Genomic DNA, 16,567 nt, shown 5'->3' with positions numbered 1-16,567 from the left:
CTGGCGTCTCAGATTGACGGGGTTTTCAGAATGTGATCGGCAGCCCGGTTTCCGGAGCGGATCGATCCCTCGATGGTCGCCGGCAACCCCGTATCAGTCCAGTCGCCGGCAAGGAACAGGTTTTTCCACTTCGTCAGGGTTCCCGGACGCAAGGCATTCTGCTCCGGGGAAGCCTCGAACGTGGCGCGCCGCTCGCGCACGATCTGCCAGGCCGGCATCTCGGCCTTGAGATCGGCGACCGCGCAGATGTCCTTCCAGATCGCACGCGCCAGTTCCTCGCGCGGCATGTCTATCAGACGGTCGCCGCCGCTGATTGTGATGGCTAAGCGGTCAGGAAACGCGAACAGCCATTCGATCAGGCCATTCACGACCCCGATCATCGGCGGATGATGTGGCGGCGGGACGAAACGGAAATGCGCGTTGACGATGGCGCGGAACTTCGTTGGCACGCTCACGCCGGGCACCAGCGCGGCCGCCGATCGCGGCGGCACCGCCATCACGACAGCATCATCCGGGCCAAGTGCGATGGCCTGATCGCCAAGCGAGAGCGAGGTCACCCGATCGTTCGCCATGGTGAGCTGCCGCACTTCCTGGCCGACATCAACGCTGCCGCCCCTGGCACGAATGTAGTCGATCGCCGGCTCGATCAGCACCGAGCTCAGCCCGTCTCGCGCGATCAGCGGGCGGCACGCCTGCCCCCCCGCCAGCAGCGTTTCGCGAACGATCGCACCGGCAAGCCCCGCCGATCCGTCGGGCGGATCGATGTTCAGCGCCGCAAGCAGGAGCGGCAGCACCAGCCGCTGGTAAAGCACGCCGTCGCACCTGATGGCATCGCCGACCCGCGTGCGGCCATTGGCCCATATCAGCGGCGCGAGCGCGAGGTAATCGGCGGGCGAGGTGTCCGGCACCCGGCGGGTGCGGTCGAACACCCAGAACGGAACGCGGCCGTCGTTGATCCGCAGGGTCCAGCGTTTACCGGCGGCAAGATCGATAAACTGAAATTCGGCCTTCGGCGGCCCCTGCAAGCCAGCTTCGGAGCCGATCTTGCGTGCATAAGCCAGCACATTGTGGTTGCCGGAGAGCACCAGATGGTTGCCGTTATCGATCGTGAGATTGGTCGCGCCGTCGAAATAGGAACGGCAACGGCCGCCCACCTGTTGCGCGGCCTCGTGCACGCGAACCAGATAGCCGGCTTCGGCCAGACGCACGCCCGCTGCAAGACCGGAAATGCCGCCACCGGCGATATGAACGGTGCTTTGCATCAGATCAACGCGTACCGGAGAACAATGGCAATCTTCGCCGGATAGCTCACGCGGACGGGTGAACGCGGCGGCTGGAAGCCGCGATCCTGCAGCAAATCCAATATGGCGTGATAATATTTCGACATGATGCGCGGCGCGCGCACGGCTCGGCGCGAGTTCCGATCCATGATCTTGTCCGATTCGACGAAATGCGTCTTCGCCCGCTCCATGAGCTGGGCGCAGACCTCAGGCAGCGCCGGGTTCGATATCACGGCGGCCGGATCGGCGCAGTTGATGCCGGCCTGGAGCAGACCCTCGCGCGGCAGATAAAGCCGGCCGATTCCGGCGTCCTCGTCGAGATCGCGCAGGATGTTCGTCAACTGCAGAGCGCGGCCAAGATGGTGGCTGAGCAGAATGCCATCCTGTTCGGGCAATCCGAAAACCCGGACCGATAGCCGTCCGACCGCACTGGCAACGCGATCGCAATACAGATCGAGCGTGGCATCCTCGGGCGCGCGAATATCCGCCAGCACGTCCATTTCCATGCCGTCGATGATGGCGAGAAAATCCTCGCGGCGAAGGCCGAAAGTTTGAACGGAGACGGCGTAATCACGCAACCGTTCCGGCGGCTGTCCCCCATAGAGCGCATCGATGTCGTCGCGCCATTGCTGAAGCGCGGCCAGCCGCTCGGGACGCGGACGATCCGAATCGGCGATGTCGTCCACATACCGGCAAAACGTGTAAACTTGGAACATAGCCTCGCGCTGCGCGCGCGGCAGGATACGCATCGCCGCGTAGAACGAACTGTTGGACGCGGTCACTCCCGAACTCGCGTCGGCTGCCGTCTCGATTGTCATACGCCAACCGCCGGGTTCGACAGTGGCCGCCGCCGCACCAAACGGCGGAGCATTTCCGTGGTGATGCCGGCGATACTGTAGCCGAGCAGTTGCAGCGGCTTGAGATGAACCGTCTCGCTTAAGGGATCGCGGACTTTCAGCAATGCGACGATCTTGTCGGCGAACATTTGAATCACGGCGACTTCCAGTCCCAGCCTCACATCCCTGATCTCGCCCGCGAGCGGCCGGCCTTCGTTGAGCAATGCTTCGGTCCGCCCGGCAAGCAGGTGCAAGCATTGCAGGAGCGCCGGCGGAGCCTTGTCGTTCCTGAGCATCTCGACCGTGACGCCCGATGCAGCAAGCGCATCGCGCGGCAGATAAACGCGGTTGAGGTTTTTATAATCCTTGGCGCAATCCTGAAGGTGGTTGTTGATTTGCAGGCCCGCGCACAGCGCGTCCGATGCGACCCAGGTCTCTTCGCGCTCGCCGTGCACGTCGAGCATGAAACGTCCGACCGGCATCGCCGAATAGCGGCAATAGTCGATCACGTCGTCCCAGGTTTCGTAGCGCAGCTTGGTGACGTCCATCCGGAACGCCTTCAGCACGTCGATGGCATGGCGCGGGGACATCGACCGTTGCGCCAGCGCTTCGCGAAGGTTGACAGCTTCGGGCTGGCTATCCCCCTGCCCCAAGAGTTCGCTCTCGAACAAGTCGAGCCAAGCGAGCTTGTCCTTATCTCCTAGCTCGGCGTGGTCGGCTATGTCGTCCGCTGTCCGAACGAAATTATAGAACGCAAGAATCAGCGCGCGATGGCGCGGGTGAATGACCCACGACGCGACGGGAAAATTCTCGTCGCGGTGGGTCTTTCCGGATCGCAGTTGGTTCGCGGCAGGCATCAGGACCGGTTACGTTGACTGAATCGCAATCGGGCCTCCCGCCAGCTCCGAAACCGGCGGCAAAGTCGCCCGCGTCCCATATAAAGGAAACCGCGGGCTAAACCAATGCTATCTTTCGCTTTTTAGCCCCGTCGCGTGGCACTGCGACAAAAGGGAACGAGTAAAGCAAGCTTGTCTGTTTTACTGGCCATGGCTCACAAGAACCTGGTTACACGTCTTTGAAATCCTCGGACGATTTTGCTGCAAGCATGCGAGAACCGTGAAATCGCCCTGATCCATTACTGCGCGGCAGAAACGGCTGACGTCCCGGGCGCACGCGCGGTGTTCCGCTTCGGTCCCGCTGTGCGGTTGCCCTTGGACCGGCCCGCGATACGGTTGCCCCCGGACCTGCGCCATCGCCACGGTCGAGCCGAATGATAAAAGGAGGGCGAATGATAGTAAAATTTTGGACATCATAATCCTTCACTGCAACGGGGGAGAATTCGATCCTGCACACGGGTCATACCGGATGACAGGCTTTTCAAAACGTTGGAGGGTGATCACGCCACGAGCTCTTTATCGATACCATATTGAAAGAGTTCGCAAGGGAATACAGACGTGCCGACGCTGCCAAAGTCTGTCTGATGCGGTACACGGCGATCACGATCAACCTGGGCATCCCTGAGCACATCCTAATACCAAAACGCTGCGAATGCGGCTAAAATTGCGGCGACCGCCGGGCGACCGCTGCCGCTCAAAAGTTTTTCAAATGATAATTTCTAACATGCCTGAAATAATCAACTGGAGAGCTTTTCCGCTTCTGATTGAATCAGAGGCGGGACTCTATATTTTGATCTGACGCGTTTTCTTCCCGCGAACCGGTGTCCGCTTCGCTGGAAAACGCTAGCACCAAACATCGAGCCGGCCCCGTTCACAGGTGACAGGTTCGCCGATGGTCGGTCAAGTGCGATCAGCTCAGTTTGGTGACGGTCGACATAATTTGCGGCTTCACGGGGCGAGTTCGAGGCAGATACCCAGGACGATATTGGCTATACTCTGAAGGCCAGAACCTCGTGAGGCACGGCAAGACTAAAGGGATAGATGAGCACGAGAGTCATTGCCAAAACGCTTTTTGACAGGAGCGGCACATGAACCCGTTTGCCAACAGGCTGATTCGGAAATCGGCTATCGCAGCCGGCCTTGTCGCAGGCCTCGCATTGTCCGCCCCCACCAGCTTCGCCCAGTCCACTCCGTTTGAAGGCTTCGCGGGAAACTGGTCTGGAAAAGGCACGGTCACTCTGTCCGACGGATCGAAAGAGAAGATTCGCTGCAAGGCATCCTACAGAGTGGACCGCACAGGCATGGCCCTGAACCAGAACCTGCGTTGCGCCAGTGACAGCTACAAGTTTGATCTCTCCAGCGACGTTGTCAGCCACGGCAGTGAGATTACGGGGCAATGGAGCGAGGCCAGCCGCAATCTGTTCGGCTCCCTGCGCGGCCGCGCGGGAGGTGGCCAGATCGAGGTGTTCGTGCAAGCCGCCGGCTTTGCCGCAAATCTCACGATTCGCACCCGTAGCAAACGGCAATCAGTCTGGATCACGTCCAAAGGCGAAATCCGAAACGTTTCCATCACCATGGTACGCCGCTGAAAATTATTCGAAAATCGGCTTCCACGGCCGGCAGCATATGCTTTGCCTGCGGGCCTGCTTAATTCGCCGGTTTCGCCTGGCTGCTGCCCTGCAAACGCTCGGCAAAGGTGATCAGCCACATCGCCGTCGGGCGCAGGATCAGGAAGTCGGCCACCAAGGCGGCGACCATGGCGAAAGCGCTGAGCCAGCCAAACAGGCGCAGCGACGGCAAATCCGAAAACACTGTCACGACCAGACCGCAGGCCAGCACCACGGTGGTGAGGATCAGCGCCGGTCCCATCAGCACGGTCGCACGCTCGACCGCCTTGCCGGCGCCCACCCCCGGCTGGCTCTCGGATCGCAGGCGATTGAGGAAGTGGATGGTCGCACTCAGCCCGAGGCCGAACGACACCGTGAGCGCCACCACGCTGGCGAATTGCAGCCCCTCCCCGAGCGACCATAATACCGTGCCGGAGAGCACGACCGGGAAAATTCCGGGCAGGATGCAGGCAAACATCACGACGATCGAACGGAATGCGAGTCCAATGAACACCGCGACCAGCGCGAACTCGATCGTAAGACCCTGGTTGAGCTTCTCGATCATGTTGGCGCTGTTGCGCGCGGCGATGGCGGACAGGCCGGTGACGGCGATTTCATAACCGGGATGCGCTGTCCTGACAGCATCCATCGCGTGGTCGAGCTTCTCCACCACCGGCAGAATCTGGCTCGCGTCGCGGTCTGGCACGCGGCCCGACACCACGACCGCCGTCTGATCCTCCGAGATGAAGCGGCGTACCAGATGCTTGGGAATGACGCTGACATATTCCTTGAGCGTCTCGACATCGTGGCTGCCAGCCTTTTCGGCGAGCCACCGCCGCAGCGTTTCGAGCGACCAGACGTTGCCGACACCGGCCTGCTCCTCCACCAACTTGTGGACCGCGGCGATGGTGGCCAGCGTCTGCGGCGAGTACAGCGTCTCGCCCTTGGGAAATTCGATCAGGACGTCAATCGGATTGGCGCCGGTGAGCTTGGCATCGAGACGGCCGCTCGCCGCCACCGCCTGCTGCTTGTCCGGAACCTGATCGGCGAGCCGGTAACGCGGCTCCAGGCTGCCGTAGACCACGGCCAGTCCTCCGACCACCAGAAGGGCCAGCAGGCTGAAGAAACCGGGGTGTCCCACCATCCGTTCCGCGATCCAGGCGCAGAAGCGACGCAGCACCTGCACACCCCAGTCCGCCGTTCTGAGCTTTTCCGCGAAACGCCGTTCGTTGCGCACCAGCAGCACCCCGAACACAGGAACCAGCGAGAGCACCGCAAGCAGCGCGATGACCGTCGCCAGCAGGCCGGCCTCACCGAAGCTGCGAATCAGATCTGAATTGGAGAACTGTAACGCGATGAAGGAAATTCCGGCGGTGGCGTGGGTCAGCACGCAGGCCGGCCCGACCACGAGGACGGCATTGCGAAAGGCGGAATATTTGTCCTCGCCGGCGATCAGGCGATCGCGCGCCGCGAACGTCAGCTGCATCGAATCGGAAAAACTGATGACCATGATGAGGGGGGTCATCACATTGAGGAACATGTTGAGGCTGAAATTCGCCCAGCCCAGCACGCCTAATGACAGCAGGATGGCAAGCAGCGGCGGAAACGCCGCAACCACCATGAAGGATACCTTGCGGAAGAACACGATCGCGATCAGACAGCCGGCCAGAATGCCGGCAATGTTGTAGATAATCCCGTCACGCTCCACGGCGTTGCGGATTTCGAGCTGCATCACCGGCACGCCGGACAGCTCTTTGGTCAGTCCGGTGCCGGCGAGGTCATCGCTCATGACCTTGCGAATTTGGCCGACGGTCGTTTTCAGCTTGCTGTCGCCGACGACCGACGGCTCCAGCGACAGCACGACCAGCGCCAGCGTGCCATCCTCGGACAGCAGCTTGCCACGAATGATCTCGTTGGACTTTACGGTCTGGATGAACGTATCGTATTCGGCGCCTTGGGGCAGTTCGGTTGGAAACAGCGCCGCCGGCAGCTTGCCGGGTTCGGGTGCCTGACGCGCCGAGAACAACGAGATCAGACCACGCACGCCATCGACCAGCTGCAAATCGGTGACAAGATCGCGCAGCTTTTCGAGATTGTCGCGTTCGAGCAGCGTCTTGCCCTCGACCACCACCAGCACATCAAATTCAGTGGACGGAAAACGCTTGGTCACTTCCTCGTACTGGCGATACTCTTTGGTATCAGAGCGGAACAACTGGCTAAGCGAATCATCAATTTTGATACGTTGGATCCCGAACACCGCGCCGATGACCATGGCCAGCAGAACGATGCAGGACAGGACCGGCGCGCGCATCGCAGTCAGCCCGATCCGCTCGAATCCGAAAGCGATGCTGAGCGACCGTTTGGCCGGCTTTATCAGATCGGCAGCATCGGGATTTCGCTCATGCATGCGCTGTCCGTTCTATCGTGAAACCATCGCCGAGCAAATTTCTGGAAAGACCCCTGGAGCGGACCCGCGAATCCTGGGCGGCCCGCTCGATCCTGACAACATGCGTCGATTTTCGGGCGCAACGTTTAGCCGTTTCCCGGATAGACTACAAGCAAGGCAGATTATGCTGCCATCCGCACCGCTCACGTCAAAATGATTTCGGTTCGGACCGGCGTTGGAACGGAGCGCTGGCTGTCGCAGGCGTTCGCCTTCAACCCGGCGTCGGGCGCCACCTTAACGCATCGGCCCGTCTATCCGGCGCGGCTCGCTCACCGCTCGATCTGTCAGCCTGAAAGTCGGGCATCAGGAGCGATCGCTATTCCGCGGGAACGGAGGCTCCTGCGGTTTCCCGAAGTTTCAACGAATAATAGGAAGCATTGGTTTTACCGCGAGAGGCCGAGCGCGCGAACATAATCAGGTGGTGGGCGACCAGAACCGAGCTGATAAGATATTCGATCTCGCCGCGAGCCAGCCTGCGTAGCGCGAATTTCCAGAACACGCGCCTGTAGTCACCGCGCAGGCCAACTTTCCAGAAAATGTTGCGAAGCATGGTCAGGCCGAGCTTGATATTCCGCCATGACCTCTGCTGCGGCGTGCGCGGCTGGATCCTTTTTGGATAGGTTTCGCGGATCTGATATTCGAAGCGCTCCAGAAGCTTTTCAGGTTCGTAGGCGCGGCCCATGCAGTTGCGCCAGGTCGCCACGACGTGTTCATAAGGCAGCCGGAAATCGATGTTCGAATCGCGGCCCTCGTCCTCGATCAGACGGTTCTCGCGCTTCAAACGATCCCACAGCGGCGTCTTCGGCAAGGCTTGCAGAAGATTGATGGTCAAAAGCGGTATCTGGGAGTGATCGATAAACTCCAGCAAGTGTTGTCCGGTTTCAGGCTTGTCCGTATCCAGTCCGAGAATGATTCCGGAAACCACCTCCATGCCGTAATCGTTCAACGTCCTGATCGCGTCCATGATGGGAACCATCATGTTGTGATCCTTATGCATCGCCTTCAGCGCGACCGGATCGGGTGTCTCGATGCCGCAGAAGATCGTTGCAAAGAATGCGTCGCGCATTTGCGACAGTATCTCTGGGCGCTTGGCGATGTTCAGCGTCGCCTCGCATGAGAAGCGCAGCACATAACCGGTCTTCTTTTGCCATTCGATCAGATGCGGCAGAAGCTCGAGCGCGGCCTTGCGGTTGCCGATGAAATTGTCATCAACGAAATAGACAGACCCGCTGATTCCGCATTCCAACAGCTTGTCGAGTTCACGGGTGATCTGCTCGGGGGTCTTGAGGCGCGGATTGCGTCCGTACAGGCCCGGAATGTCGCAGAACTCGCATTGATAAGGGCAACCGCTTGAATACTGGATGCTGCCGAGAAAATAACGCTTGATGTCTGCCAGTTCGTAGGCGGGAACCGGAAATTGATCCATGGCCAGCCGGTCGGTGGTTTTGAGCACGACCTGCCTGTCCGGCCGCGACGGATCGCGGGCCAGCCGTTCGATCAATTGGTCCGTGGCGTCACCAAGTTCGCCGACGTGAAGGTAATCGAAGGATGGGTAGTAATCCGGGCAGGCGCTGACCGACGGGCCCCCGAGCGCGACGGGAAGAGCGAAAGCGTGGGCGCGGCGGCAGATATCATTCATTTGCTGGCGCTGGATGTGCATCCCGCTGACGAACACAGCCTCGGCCCACTCGAAATCCTCGTTGGTGGCGAAGCGAATATTCTCGTCGATAAACCGGACCTGCCAATCGGCGGGTAGATAGGCGGCAATCAGCAACAGCCCCTGCGGCGGCATGAAAGCTTGTACACCGCCGGTCAACGGATAGGCGTGCTCGAACGTGCCAAACGACGAAGTATAGCGGGGAAAGACGCATAAAACGCGTCGAATACCATACTGTCCTACGCCCCTCATCGCACCTTCCCGTGCACCGCGGTGCAAATGCACTCGACAGTTTAACGCTCCACTTCAACACTTCGCGCTGAAGATGGTTCCAATCACGTCCGATCCCGTAGAAAAGGTGTGCAACAAATTTTTCAACAATATGGCGACGCTGAAAGACGCCTCGGGGGACCCCACTGGAATGGTGATGTCGTGATATGCGGTCCGCACTTTGCGCCGCACAGCGGTCCCTTGAGGCGCCCACAGGGGCCGGCAGGCATTTTAGGCGCGGACGATCTTCTCTATAGCCGCCGCAAGTTCGAAAATTCTGCGATCCGAGCCGCCGGCCGCGGCCAGCATCAAACCCACAGGCGGCTCGCCTTCGCGATGACAGGGCAGCGAGATCGCGCAACCATCAAGAATGTTGATCAGCGAGCAGTTGCGCAGCGACAGCATGTTGGCTTTCACGTAGGCCGCATCATCGGCCAGATCAGCCATCACCGGCGGCGTGATGGCCACCGTCGGCGCGATCAGCGCGTCGTAGGGTGCAACGCGTCGCTCAAAACCTGCGATGATCGGACGGCGAATGGTGAGCAGATCAACATAATCCGCTGCGCTGAGGCTTTCGCCCCGCCGAATGCGGCTGAGGACGCGAGGATCATATAGCTCGGCCTTTTCAGCGATCAGCGCGCGGTGCCACGCCCAGCTTTCCGCCGCGGCAAACCCGCCCCCGACGTTCAGCGCCGCGACCTCGCCAAACTCGGGAACGGCGATGTGATCGATCAGGGCGCCGGCATCGGCCAGCCGGTCCAGCGCGCGCTCAAAGGCTCGGGCAACGGCGGGATTAAGATCGTCCAGCATCACCGTGGTCGGCACCGCAAGCCGCAGCCCTCTTACAGGGCGCGGCACGACCTGCGCGATCGGTTCGCCCGTCAGAACCGCGTCCAACACGGCGCAGCAGCCGACCGAGCGCGCGATCGGGCCGTAGCTGTCCAGCGTGACGGACAATGGAATACCGCCATCGAGCGGAACGCGGCGCGCGGTCGGCTTGTAGCCGACAATGCCGCAATAGGCCGCCGGAATCCGGCAGGATCCGCCGGTGTCGGTGCCAAGCGCGCCGTATGCCATGCCATCTGTGATCGAGACTGCCGCCCCTGAGGACGACCCGCCCGGCACATAGCCGATGTCGCGCCGCCAAGGGTTTTTCGGGGTACCGTAGTGCGGATTGATACCCAGACCCGAATAGGCGAATTCGGTCATGTTCGTGCGTCCGATCACCACGAAGCCGGCCCGGCGCAGACGCGCCACGACCGGAGCGTCCTTCGCGGCCGGCGGCGCATCCTTGAGCGTCAGCGATCCAGCGCGCGAGACCTGTCCCTCGACGTCGAACAGATCCTTGATCGAAACCGGGATGCCGGCGTACGGCGACGGCGCGGCACTAACCTCGCGCAGCTTATCCATGGCATCGGCTGCGGCAATCGTCCCGTCAGCATCGGCCTGGATGAACACGCGCGCACCCTCGCCTGCTTTGTCCGCGATTTTCGCAAGGCAGTCGTCGACGAGCTTGCGCGCCGTGGTACGGCCCGCCGCTAGATCGGCGGTGAGCGTGGCCAGAGTCGGGTGATTCGGCATGGCGGAACTCGCAAACGGATAATAGACGCTATGCTAACCGCTGTTGCGCAGGCCCGCGGAAATTCCATTGATGGTGATCTGTATACCTCGCAGCACCTGCTCATCCTCGCACTGCGCGCGATGATCCTTCAGGAGTTCGACCTGAACATGATTGAGTGGGTCGAGATACGGAAAGCGGTTGCGGATCGAGCGCTCGAGCAGCGGGTTACCGGCCAGCAACCGCTCCTGCCCCATGATGGCGAGCAGCATGTCGATGGTGAGGTGCCACTCGCGCCGGATGCGTCCGAAGATGGCCTCGCGAAGTTCCACGTCGGGTACCAGATCCGCATAGCGCGACGCGATCGCGATCGAGCTTTTCGCGAGCACCATGTCCATGTTTGAGAGCAGCATGCGGAAGAAGGGCCACTCTGCATATAGCTCTTGCAGAAATCCCATGCCTTTGTCCGGATGATCCGCTATCCACGACTCCGTCGCGCTGCCGAACCCGTACCAGCCCGGCAGCATCACACGGCATTGCGCCCAGCTGAACACCCACGGAATCGCTCTCAGGTCCTCGATCTTGCGCGTCTTCTTGCGCGACGCCGGCCGGCTGCCGATATTCAGTGTGGAAATCTCATTGATCACGGTGGAGGCCCAGAAATAGTCCTCGAAACCCGGCGTCTCATAGACTAGGTTGCGGTAGGCCGTGTAGGCGCGCGATGAAAGCGCCTCCATCGCGTCGAGATATTCAAGGCTCGGCGCGCTTTGCCGTGGCTGCAACAGGCTGGCCTCCAGCGTTGCAGCAGCGAGGATTTCCAGATTGTTGCGGCCCACCTCGGCGTTGGAATACTTGCTGGAGATAATTTCGCCCTGCTCGGTGATCCTGATCTGGCCGTTCACGGCGCCACCGGGCTGCGCGAGGATGGCGTCGTAGCTCGGCCCGCCGCCGCGTCCGACCGATCCACCGCGGCCGTGAAACAGGCGCAGCCGCACATCGTGACGCTCGAACACATCGACCAGGCCGATCTCTGCCTTGTAAAGCTCCCAACCCGAGGTGACGAAGCCGCCGTCCTTGTTGCTGTCGGAATAGCCGAGCATCACCTCCTGCAAGCCGCCGCGGCTATCGACCAGCGCGCGATATTCCGGCAGCGACAGCAACCTGTCCATGATGCCGGCACAGGCCTGCAAATCCTCGATGGTCTCGAACAATGGCACGATATTGATGGCGCTGTGTCCCGTGGGATCGACGAGGTCAGCCTCCTTAAGCAGCAACGCGACTTCGAGCAGGTCGGAAACGCCCTCGGTCATCGAGACGATGCATTGAGGGATCGCGTCGGGACCGAGCATTTCGTGCGCCGCCGCGGCGGCATGAAACACCGCGAGTTCGCCCAGCGTCTCGTCGCTGTATGTGATGAACGGGGACGTCAACGGTCGCGCGCTGCGCAGTTCTCGCAGCAGCACGACGATGCGGGCCTCCTCGTCCAGGGTCAGATAGGAGGTGCCCGGCGTGGCCGCATCGAGCAATTCGGCAATCGTTCGTTCATGAACGGTGGAATTCTGCCGCAAGTCGAGGCAGGCGAGATGGAAACCAAAGCAGTCGGCGGCGCGGCGCAAATAGCGTAGCCGCCCGCGCGCGATCACCTCCGAATTATTCGCGGTCAGCGAGCTGTGGATGACGTCAAGGTCGGCGCTGAATTCGGCGGCGCTCGCATAGGGCGGAGCCGCACCGTATGGCGGGCGCAGCGTGTCGGCTTTCAACTTTATGGCCGTGGCGGAAAGCCGCGCGTAAATGCCGGACACCGCAAGACGGTAGGGCTCGCCGCGACGATGCGGCGACTTGTCGGCCGATCGTTCGGCCAGCACGCGCAGTTCCGGCGAGACATCCGTAAGATCCGCAGCCAGCGACAGTTCGCGACCAAGTTCGTGGAGTTCATCAAGATAATAACGCAATATCCGCGAGGCCTGCCGTTGGAGAGTGCCGCGCATAACGTCCGCCGTCACGAAGGGATTGCCGTCGCGATCGCCGCCGATCCAGCTTCCAATGCGCAGGAACGACGCCAACTCGTTCGCGGTGCCGTCCTCGGAGGCGTCCCGCAAGCGATCTTCCAGCCCACAATGCAGCCGCGGCACCTCGCGCAGAAACGTATAGTCGTAAAACGACAGCCCGTTAGCGACTTCGTCGAGCACCGTCAGCTTGGTTCGCCGTAAAAGATTGGTGTGCCATAGCGTCAGCACCGCCCGGCGCAACTGTTCCTCACTGGCTTCGTATTCGTCCGGAGTGAGTTGCATCCGTTCGCGCCGATCGAGCAGCGCGGCGACCTCCATCTCGCGGTCGATGGTGCTCTTGCGGCGAACCTCGGTCGGATGAGCGGTCAGCACCGGACTGACCACGGCGCTGTCGAAAAAGGCTCGCAATTCAGCCCCGCTGAACCCGGCCTCACGCGCGCAGGCAAGCGTGCGCGACAGCCGACCCTGGTCCGCTACCCCGCCCGCAAGGGTCTGACTGCGCATCTGGCGGATATTGTTCTGATCTTCAGCGATGTTGGCAAGATGCGAGAAATAGCTGAAAGCGCGGACGACGAGCACAGTTTCCTGCGTCGACATGCCGTCGAGGATTGCTTCCAGTTCGCGCCGCGCGGGCTTGTCGTCATCGCGGTGAAAGCGGATCGAGGTCTGCCGGATGCGCTCGACCAGATCGAACATGTCCGGCCCTTCCTGATCGCGCACGGTATCGCCGAGAATACGCCCGAGCAGCCGGATATCGTTGCGCAGCCTTTCATCGAGGACGGCGGCGTCAGACTCCAACTGACCTGCACGAGGTAACGGCAACAGACTGGACATCGCGCGGCTCCTGAAAAGTCGGTTCTTCAGTCGCAATTTTCTTGCTGCGACGCAAGAAATGCCGGCCATCGATGCACAAAAGATGAGCGGCCGGACATGAATCGGATCGGTAATGGCGCGACTCCATCGGGCCATTCCTCATTCGAAATACCCAAGAAACGGGCCGTCCGAACCGAGGATGCTCGCCCCGACATGGTGGCGGCCGCAAAATCTCAACCGCAGATATTATAATGAAAACAATGTGATATAATCTTTATCCCCCGATAATGCAAAGAGCCCGGGACGAGAGTGGCGCGACGCGGAAAGCGGGGTTATCTTGCCGGGCGATCACACCCTGTCATTTCAAAGGACGACCCTGCATGTCCGGCACGCTCAGGATCCACGTCGATCCGGAAAAATGCCAGGGACACGCGCGGTGTAAGTCGCTGGCGCCAGAACTTTTTGAACTCGACGAGCTAGGCAACGCCCAGATCATCGGCAATGGCGCCATCCCAGCCGGGCTGGAAGACAAGGCGTGGCTCGCACAGGCCAACTGCCCGGAAATTGCTATCACCGTCGAGAAAGAATGAAATCGTACTTTTTGAGCGCCAGCCTCCGGCGTCGGAACGGTAGCGCAATTTCCCGGAGAAGTCGATGTCCAGCCCTGCCCCCGTCACCGACTGGGTTCACGATTTTGACCATACAGATCCCCGCTGGACCGAAGATCCTTTCCCGATCTGGGACGACCTGCGCACCAAATGCCCCGTCGCTCACACCAGCCGCTTTCTGGGCGTCTACTTGCCCACGACCTACGAGGCGGTAAAGGAAATCTGCCACGACACCGAGTGTTTTTCGTCGCGCCGCGTGGTGGTTCGCAACTTCCGCCCGGAGCCGCCGCCGCCGGCGCCGCCCATCACATCGGACCCACCCGCGCACAAACATGCCAAGCAGATCCTGCTGCCGCCATTTGCGCCAGAAGCCGTGACCAAGCTGAAGCCGAGGATACGCACGATCTGCAATGAACTGATCGACGGATTCATAAACGAGAAAGGCTGCGACGCGGCGGCTCGCTACACGAGATACATTCCCACCCGAGCTATCACCATCATGCTTGGCGTGCCGGAAAAGGACGGCGATCTCTTCATAAAGTGGATTCACGAGATACTTGAAGTGGGCCTGTATGATGACGCTGCGGTGATGCAGGCCGTTCGCGAAATGGTCGCCTATTTCGCCGAGCAGATCGAAGCGAGAAAGAAGCACCCGACCGACGACCTGATCGCGACATTGATGAATGCGCGGGGCGAGGACGGGCAACCATTGACGGACATGCACGTCCAGGGCGCGCTGCGATTGCTGCTGGTCGCCGGCATCGACACCACGTGGAGCGCCATCGGCTCCTCGTTGTGGCACCTTGCGCAAACGCCGGCGGATCGCGAGCGTCTCATTGCCGAGCCGGAACTGATACCGACCGCTGTCGAGGAATTCCTGCGCGCATATGCGCCGGCCACGTCGGGGCGCGAGGTCATGAAAGAAGCCACCGTGAGCGGCTGCCCGATGAAACCCGGCAACATGGTGTTGCTATCCTTCCCGGCCGCCAACCGCGACCCGGCCGTTTTCCCCGATGCCGACAAGATCGTCATCGACCGCAAGGAGAACCGCCATATCGCTTTCGGCGTCGGTATCCACCGTTGTGTCGGCGCTCATCTTGCACGCATGGAGATGCTTGTTGCTATCGAGGAGTGGCTCAAACGAATTCCGGAGTTCCGGCTTGATCCGTCAGGGGAAGTGAAGTGGTCCGAGGGAAGCGTGCGCGGCCCGCGCCAGCTTCCGCTGCTGCTCGGAAGAACTTAAGGCCGCCGGCTTCGCCGCATCGCGCGCGTGGCTCCGTGATTTCGATCTCACGCGTTTTCTTCATGCGAACCGGCATCCACCTCGAATACGCTGTCAGACTATAAGAGAAGGAAGCGAGACGTGCCGCGCGAGCGTTTCCAGTTTTCCGGATCGGATGGTCTCGAACTTGCAGCCACGCTGGATCTCCCCGACATCGAACCGGTGGCCTACGCGCTGTTCGCGCACTGCTTCACCTGCGGCAAGGATGTGCTTGCGGCAAAGCGCATCGCCGAGGGGCTGACGAGACGAGGAATAGCCGTTCTGCGATTTGACTTCACTGGCCTCGGTGCAAGTGAAGGCGAATTCGCCAACAGCACGTTTTCCTCCAACATCGCGGATCTCGTTCTGGCGGCCGACCATTTGCGGCAAACACGTAAGGCGCCAACACTTTTGATCGGCCACAGTCTCGGCGGAGCCGCCATTCTCGCTGCCGCGGCACGGATTCCCGAAGCAAAAGCGGTGGCGACGATCGCCGCGCCGTCCGATCCCGCTCATGTCACGCGCCTGTTCGCTGATCACGTCGCGGACATCCGCGCGCAAGGCACGGTCGAGGTGTCCCTCGCCGGCCGCCCATTCCACATCAGCCGGCAGTTTCTCGACGATATCGCCGAGCACAACCTGACGGAGCAAATCGCGAACCTGCGAAAAGCGTTGCTGGTCCTGCATTCGCCGACCGATGACATCGTGGGCATCGACAATGCCACCCGCATTTTCGTTACTGCGAAACATCCAAAAAGCTTCATATCGCTCGCCGGCGCCGATCATCTGTTAAGCGAGAGGCGCGACACCGACTACGTGGCGGAGGTGATCGCCTCCTGGGCGCAGCGCTACCTGGAACCGCAGCCCGCCAGCGCCGCGGAAGACCCAGGCGCGCGCGACGTCGTCGTCCAGGAAACCCGCCACAACAAATTCCAGCAGACCGTGACCGTCGGTCCGCATCGATTGTTGGCCGACGAGCCAATTCCTGTCGGCGGCGACGATACCGGACCCGGACCTTACGATCTTCTGCTTGCCGCGCTCGGCGCCTGCACCTCGATGACCCTGCGATTATATGCCGAACGGAAGGCGCTGCCGCTTGATCGCGCCACCGTCAGACTGCGGCACCGCAAGGTTCATGCAAAGGATTGCGCCGAATGCGAAACCAAAACCGGCATGCTCGATCTCATCGAGCGCGAGATCGCGATGGAAGGAACGCTCGACCCCGAGCAGCGGCAAAAACTTATGGACATCGCAGACAAGTGTCCGGTTCACAGAACGCTGACGTCGGAAGTTCGCATTAGGACACGCATGACAGGTAGCTGATCC

The 16,567-nt window shown here is 61.0% G+C and carries 12 protein-coding genes; 4 read left to right on the top strand and 8 right to left on the bottom strand.

The window, feature by feature from the left end; translation table 11 throughout:
• Positions 1-8: 8 nt before the first annotated feature.
• From hpnE to NB311A_RS22755, 4 genes are all read right to left on the bottom strand, one after another.
• Positions 9-1,262 (bottom strand): hydroxysqualene dehydroxylase HpnE, encoded by a 1,254-nt coding sequence (gene hpnE / locus NB311A_RS17230; protein ID WP_009800063.1) that lies wholly within the window; start codon positions 1,260-1,262, stop codon positions 9-11.
• The gene (hpnD, locus tag NB311A_RS17225) at positions 1,262-2,098 is read right to left on the bottom strand and encodes a presqualene diphosphate synthase HpnD (RefSeq protein WP_009800062.1); all 837 of its coding nucleotides are present in this window, start codon (positions 2,096-2,098) and stop codon (positions 1,262-1,264) included. The genes hpnE and hpnD overlap by 1 nt, the downstream gene beginning before the upstream one ends.
• Positions 2,095-2,973, bottom strand: a complete 879-nt coding sequence (hpnC, locus tag NB311A_RS17220) for a squalene synthase HpnC (RefSeq protein WP_009800061.1) — start codon at positions 2,971-2,973, stop codon at positions 2,095-2,097. Before hpnC ends, hpnD begins: the two co-directional genes overlap by 4 nt.
• A 180-nt stretch (positions 2,974-3,153) precedes the next feature.
• Positions 3,154-3,426, bottom strand: coding sequence for a hypothetical protein (locus tag NB311A_RS22755; RefSeq protein WP_040675876.1), 273 nt, complete (start codon positions 3,424-3,426; stop codon positions 3,154-3,156).
• A gap of 674 nt (positions 3,427-4,100) precedes the next feature.
• On the opposite strand from NB311A_RS22755, the gene NB311A_RS17210 reads away from it, so the two are divergent.
• Positions 4,101-4,601 carry a hypothetical protein gene (locus NB311A_RS17210; RefSeq protein WP_009800059.1) on the top strand — a complete coding sequence of 167 codons (501 nt, stop codon included), beginning with the start codon at positions 4,101-4,103 and terminating at the stop codon, positions 4,599-4,601.
• Positions 4,602-4,659: 58 nt separating this feature from the next.
• Here the strand turns inward: NB311A_RS17210 and NB311A_RS17205 are convergent, their stop codons facing one another.
• The 4 genes from NB311A_RS17205 to ppc all read right to left on the bottom strand — a co-directional run bounded on the left by NB311A_RS17205 (position 4,660) and on the right by ppc (position 13,393).
• Positions 4,660-7,026, bottom strand: coding sequence for an RND family transporter (locus tag NB311A_RS17205; protein ID WP_009800058.1), 2,367 nt, complete (start codon positions 7,024-7,026; stop codon positions 4,660-4,662).
• 355 nt (positions 7,027-7,381) lie between these two features.
• Positions 7,382-8,974, bottom strand: coding sequence for a B12-binding domain-containing radical SAM protein (locus NB311A_RS17200; protein ID WP_040675803.1), 1,593 nt, complete (start codon positions 8,972-8,974; stop codon positions 7,382-7,384).
• 249 nt (positions 8,975-9,223) lie between these two features.
• The gene (locus tag NB311A_RS17195) at positions 9,224-10,573 is read right to left on the bottom strand and encodes an amidase (RefSeq protein ID WP_009800056.1); all 1,350 of its coding nucleotides are present in this window, start codon (positions 10,571-10,573) and stop codon (positions 9,224-9,226) included.
• Positions 10,574-10,606: 33 nt separating this feature from the next.
• Positions 10,607-13,393, bottom strand: a complete 2,787-nt coding sequence (gene ppc, locus NB311A_RS17190) for a phosphoenolpyruvate carboxylase (protein WP_040675874.1) — start codon at positions 13,391-13,393, stop codon at positions 10,607-10,609.
• Between the two features lie 359 nt (positions 13,394-13,752).
• Between ppc and NB311A_RS17185 the strand changes: the two genes are divergently transcribed.
• The 3 genes from NB311A_RS17185 (at position 13,753) to NB311A_RS17175 (ending at position 16,564) form a co-directional block, all read left to right on the top strand.
• On the top strand, positions 13,753-13,962 hold the full coding sequence (locus tag NB311A_RS17185) for a ferredoxin (RefSeq protein ID WP_009800054.1): 210 nt from the start codon (positions 13,753-13,755) through the stop codon (positions 13,960-13,962).
• Between the two features lie 64 nt (positions 13,963-14,026).
• Complete coding sequence (locus NB311A_RS17180) at positions 14,027-15,223, top strand: cytochrome P450 (protein WP_009800053.1); 1,197 nt, start codon at positions 14,027-14,029, stop codon at positions 15,221-15,223.
• A 120-nt stretch (positions 15,224-15,343) separates the two neighbouring features.
• A complete protein-coding gene (locus NB311A_RS17175; protein ID WP_009800052.1) occupies positions 15,344-16,564 on the top strand; it encodes a bifunctional alpha/beta hydrolase/OsmC family protein in 1,221 nt (406 codons plus the stop codon).
• Positions 16,565-16,567 lie beyond the last annotated feature (3 nt).

Origin of the sequence: Nitrobacter sp. Nb-311A (assembly GCF_000152905.1) — a bacterium.
Taxonomy (GTDB): Bacteria; Pseudomonadota; Alphaproteobacteria; order Rhizobiales; family Xanthobacteraceae; genus Nitrobacter.
This window is presented reverse-complemented; position numbering and strand designations above follow the sequence as displayed.

What these genes read in the sequence shown, in the direction of transcription:
- hpnE (WP_009800063.1), bottom strand. Translation starts at nt 1,262, where the DNA reads ATGCAAAGCACCGTTCATATCGCCGGTGGCGGCATTTCCGGTCTTGCA.
- hpnD (WP_009800062.1), bottom strand. Translation starts at nt 2,098, where the DNA reads ATGACAATCGAGACGGCAGCCGACGCGAGTTCGGGAGTGACCGCGTCC.
- hpnC (WP_009800061.1), bottom strand. Translation starts at nt 2,973, where the DNA reads ATGCCTGCCGCGAACCAACTGCGATCCGGAAAGACCCACCGCGACGAG.
- NB311A_RS22755 (WP_040675876.1), bottom strand. Translation starts at nt 3,426, where the DNA reads ATGTCCAAAATTTTACTATCATTCGCCCTCCTTTTATCATTCGGCTCG.
- NB311A_RS17210 (WP_009800059.1), top strand. Translation starts at nt 4,101, where the DNA reads ATGAACCCGTTTGCCAACAGGCTGATTCGGAAATCGGCTATCGCAGCC.
- NB311A_RS17205 (WP_009800058.1), bottom strand. Translation starts at nt 7,026, where the DNA reads ATGCATGAGCGAAATCCCGATGCTGCCGATCTGATAAAGCCGGCCAAA.
- NB311A_RS17200 (WP_040675803.1), bottom strand. Translation starts at nt 8,974, where the DNA reads ATGAGGGGCGTAGGACAGTATGGTATTCGACGCGTTTTATGCGTCTTT.
- NB311A_RS17195 (WP_009800056.1), bottom strand. Translation starts at nt 10,573, where the DNA reads ATGCCGAATCACCCGACTCTGGCCACGCTCACCGCCGATCTAGCGGCG.
- ppc (WP_040675874.1), bottom strand. Translation starts at nt 13,393, where the DNA reads ATGTCCAGTCTGTTGCCGTTACCTCGTGCAGGTCAGTTGGAGTCTGAC.
- NB311A_RS17185 (WP_009800054.1), top strand. Translation starts at nt 13,753, where the DNA reads ATGTCCGGCACGCTCAGGATCCACGTCGATCCGGAAAAATGCCAGGGA.
- NB311A_RS17180 (WP_009800053.1), top strand. Translation starts at nt 14,027, where the DNA reads ATGTCCAGCCCTGCCCCCGTCACCGACTGGGTTCACGATTTTGACCAT.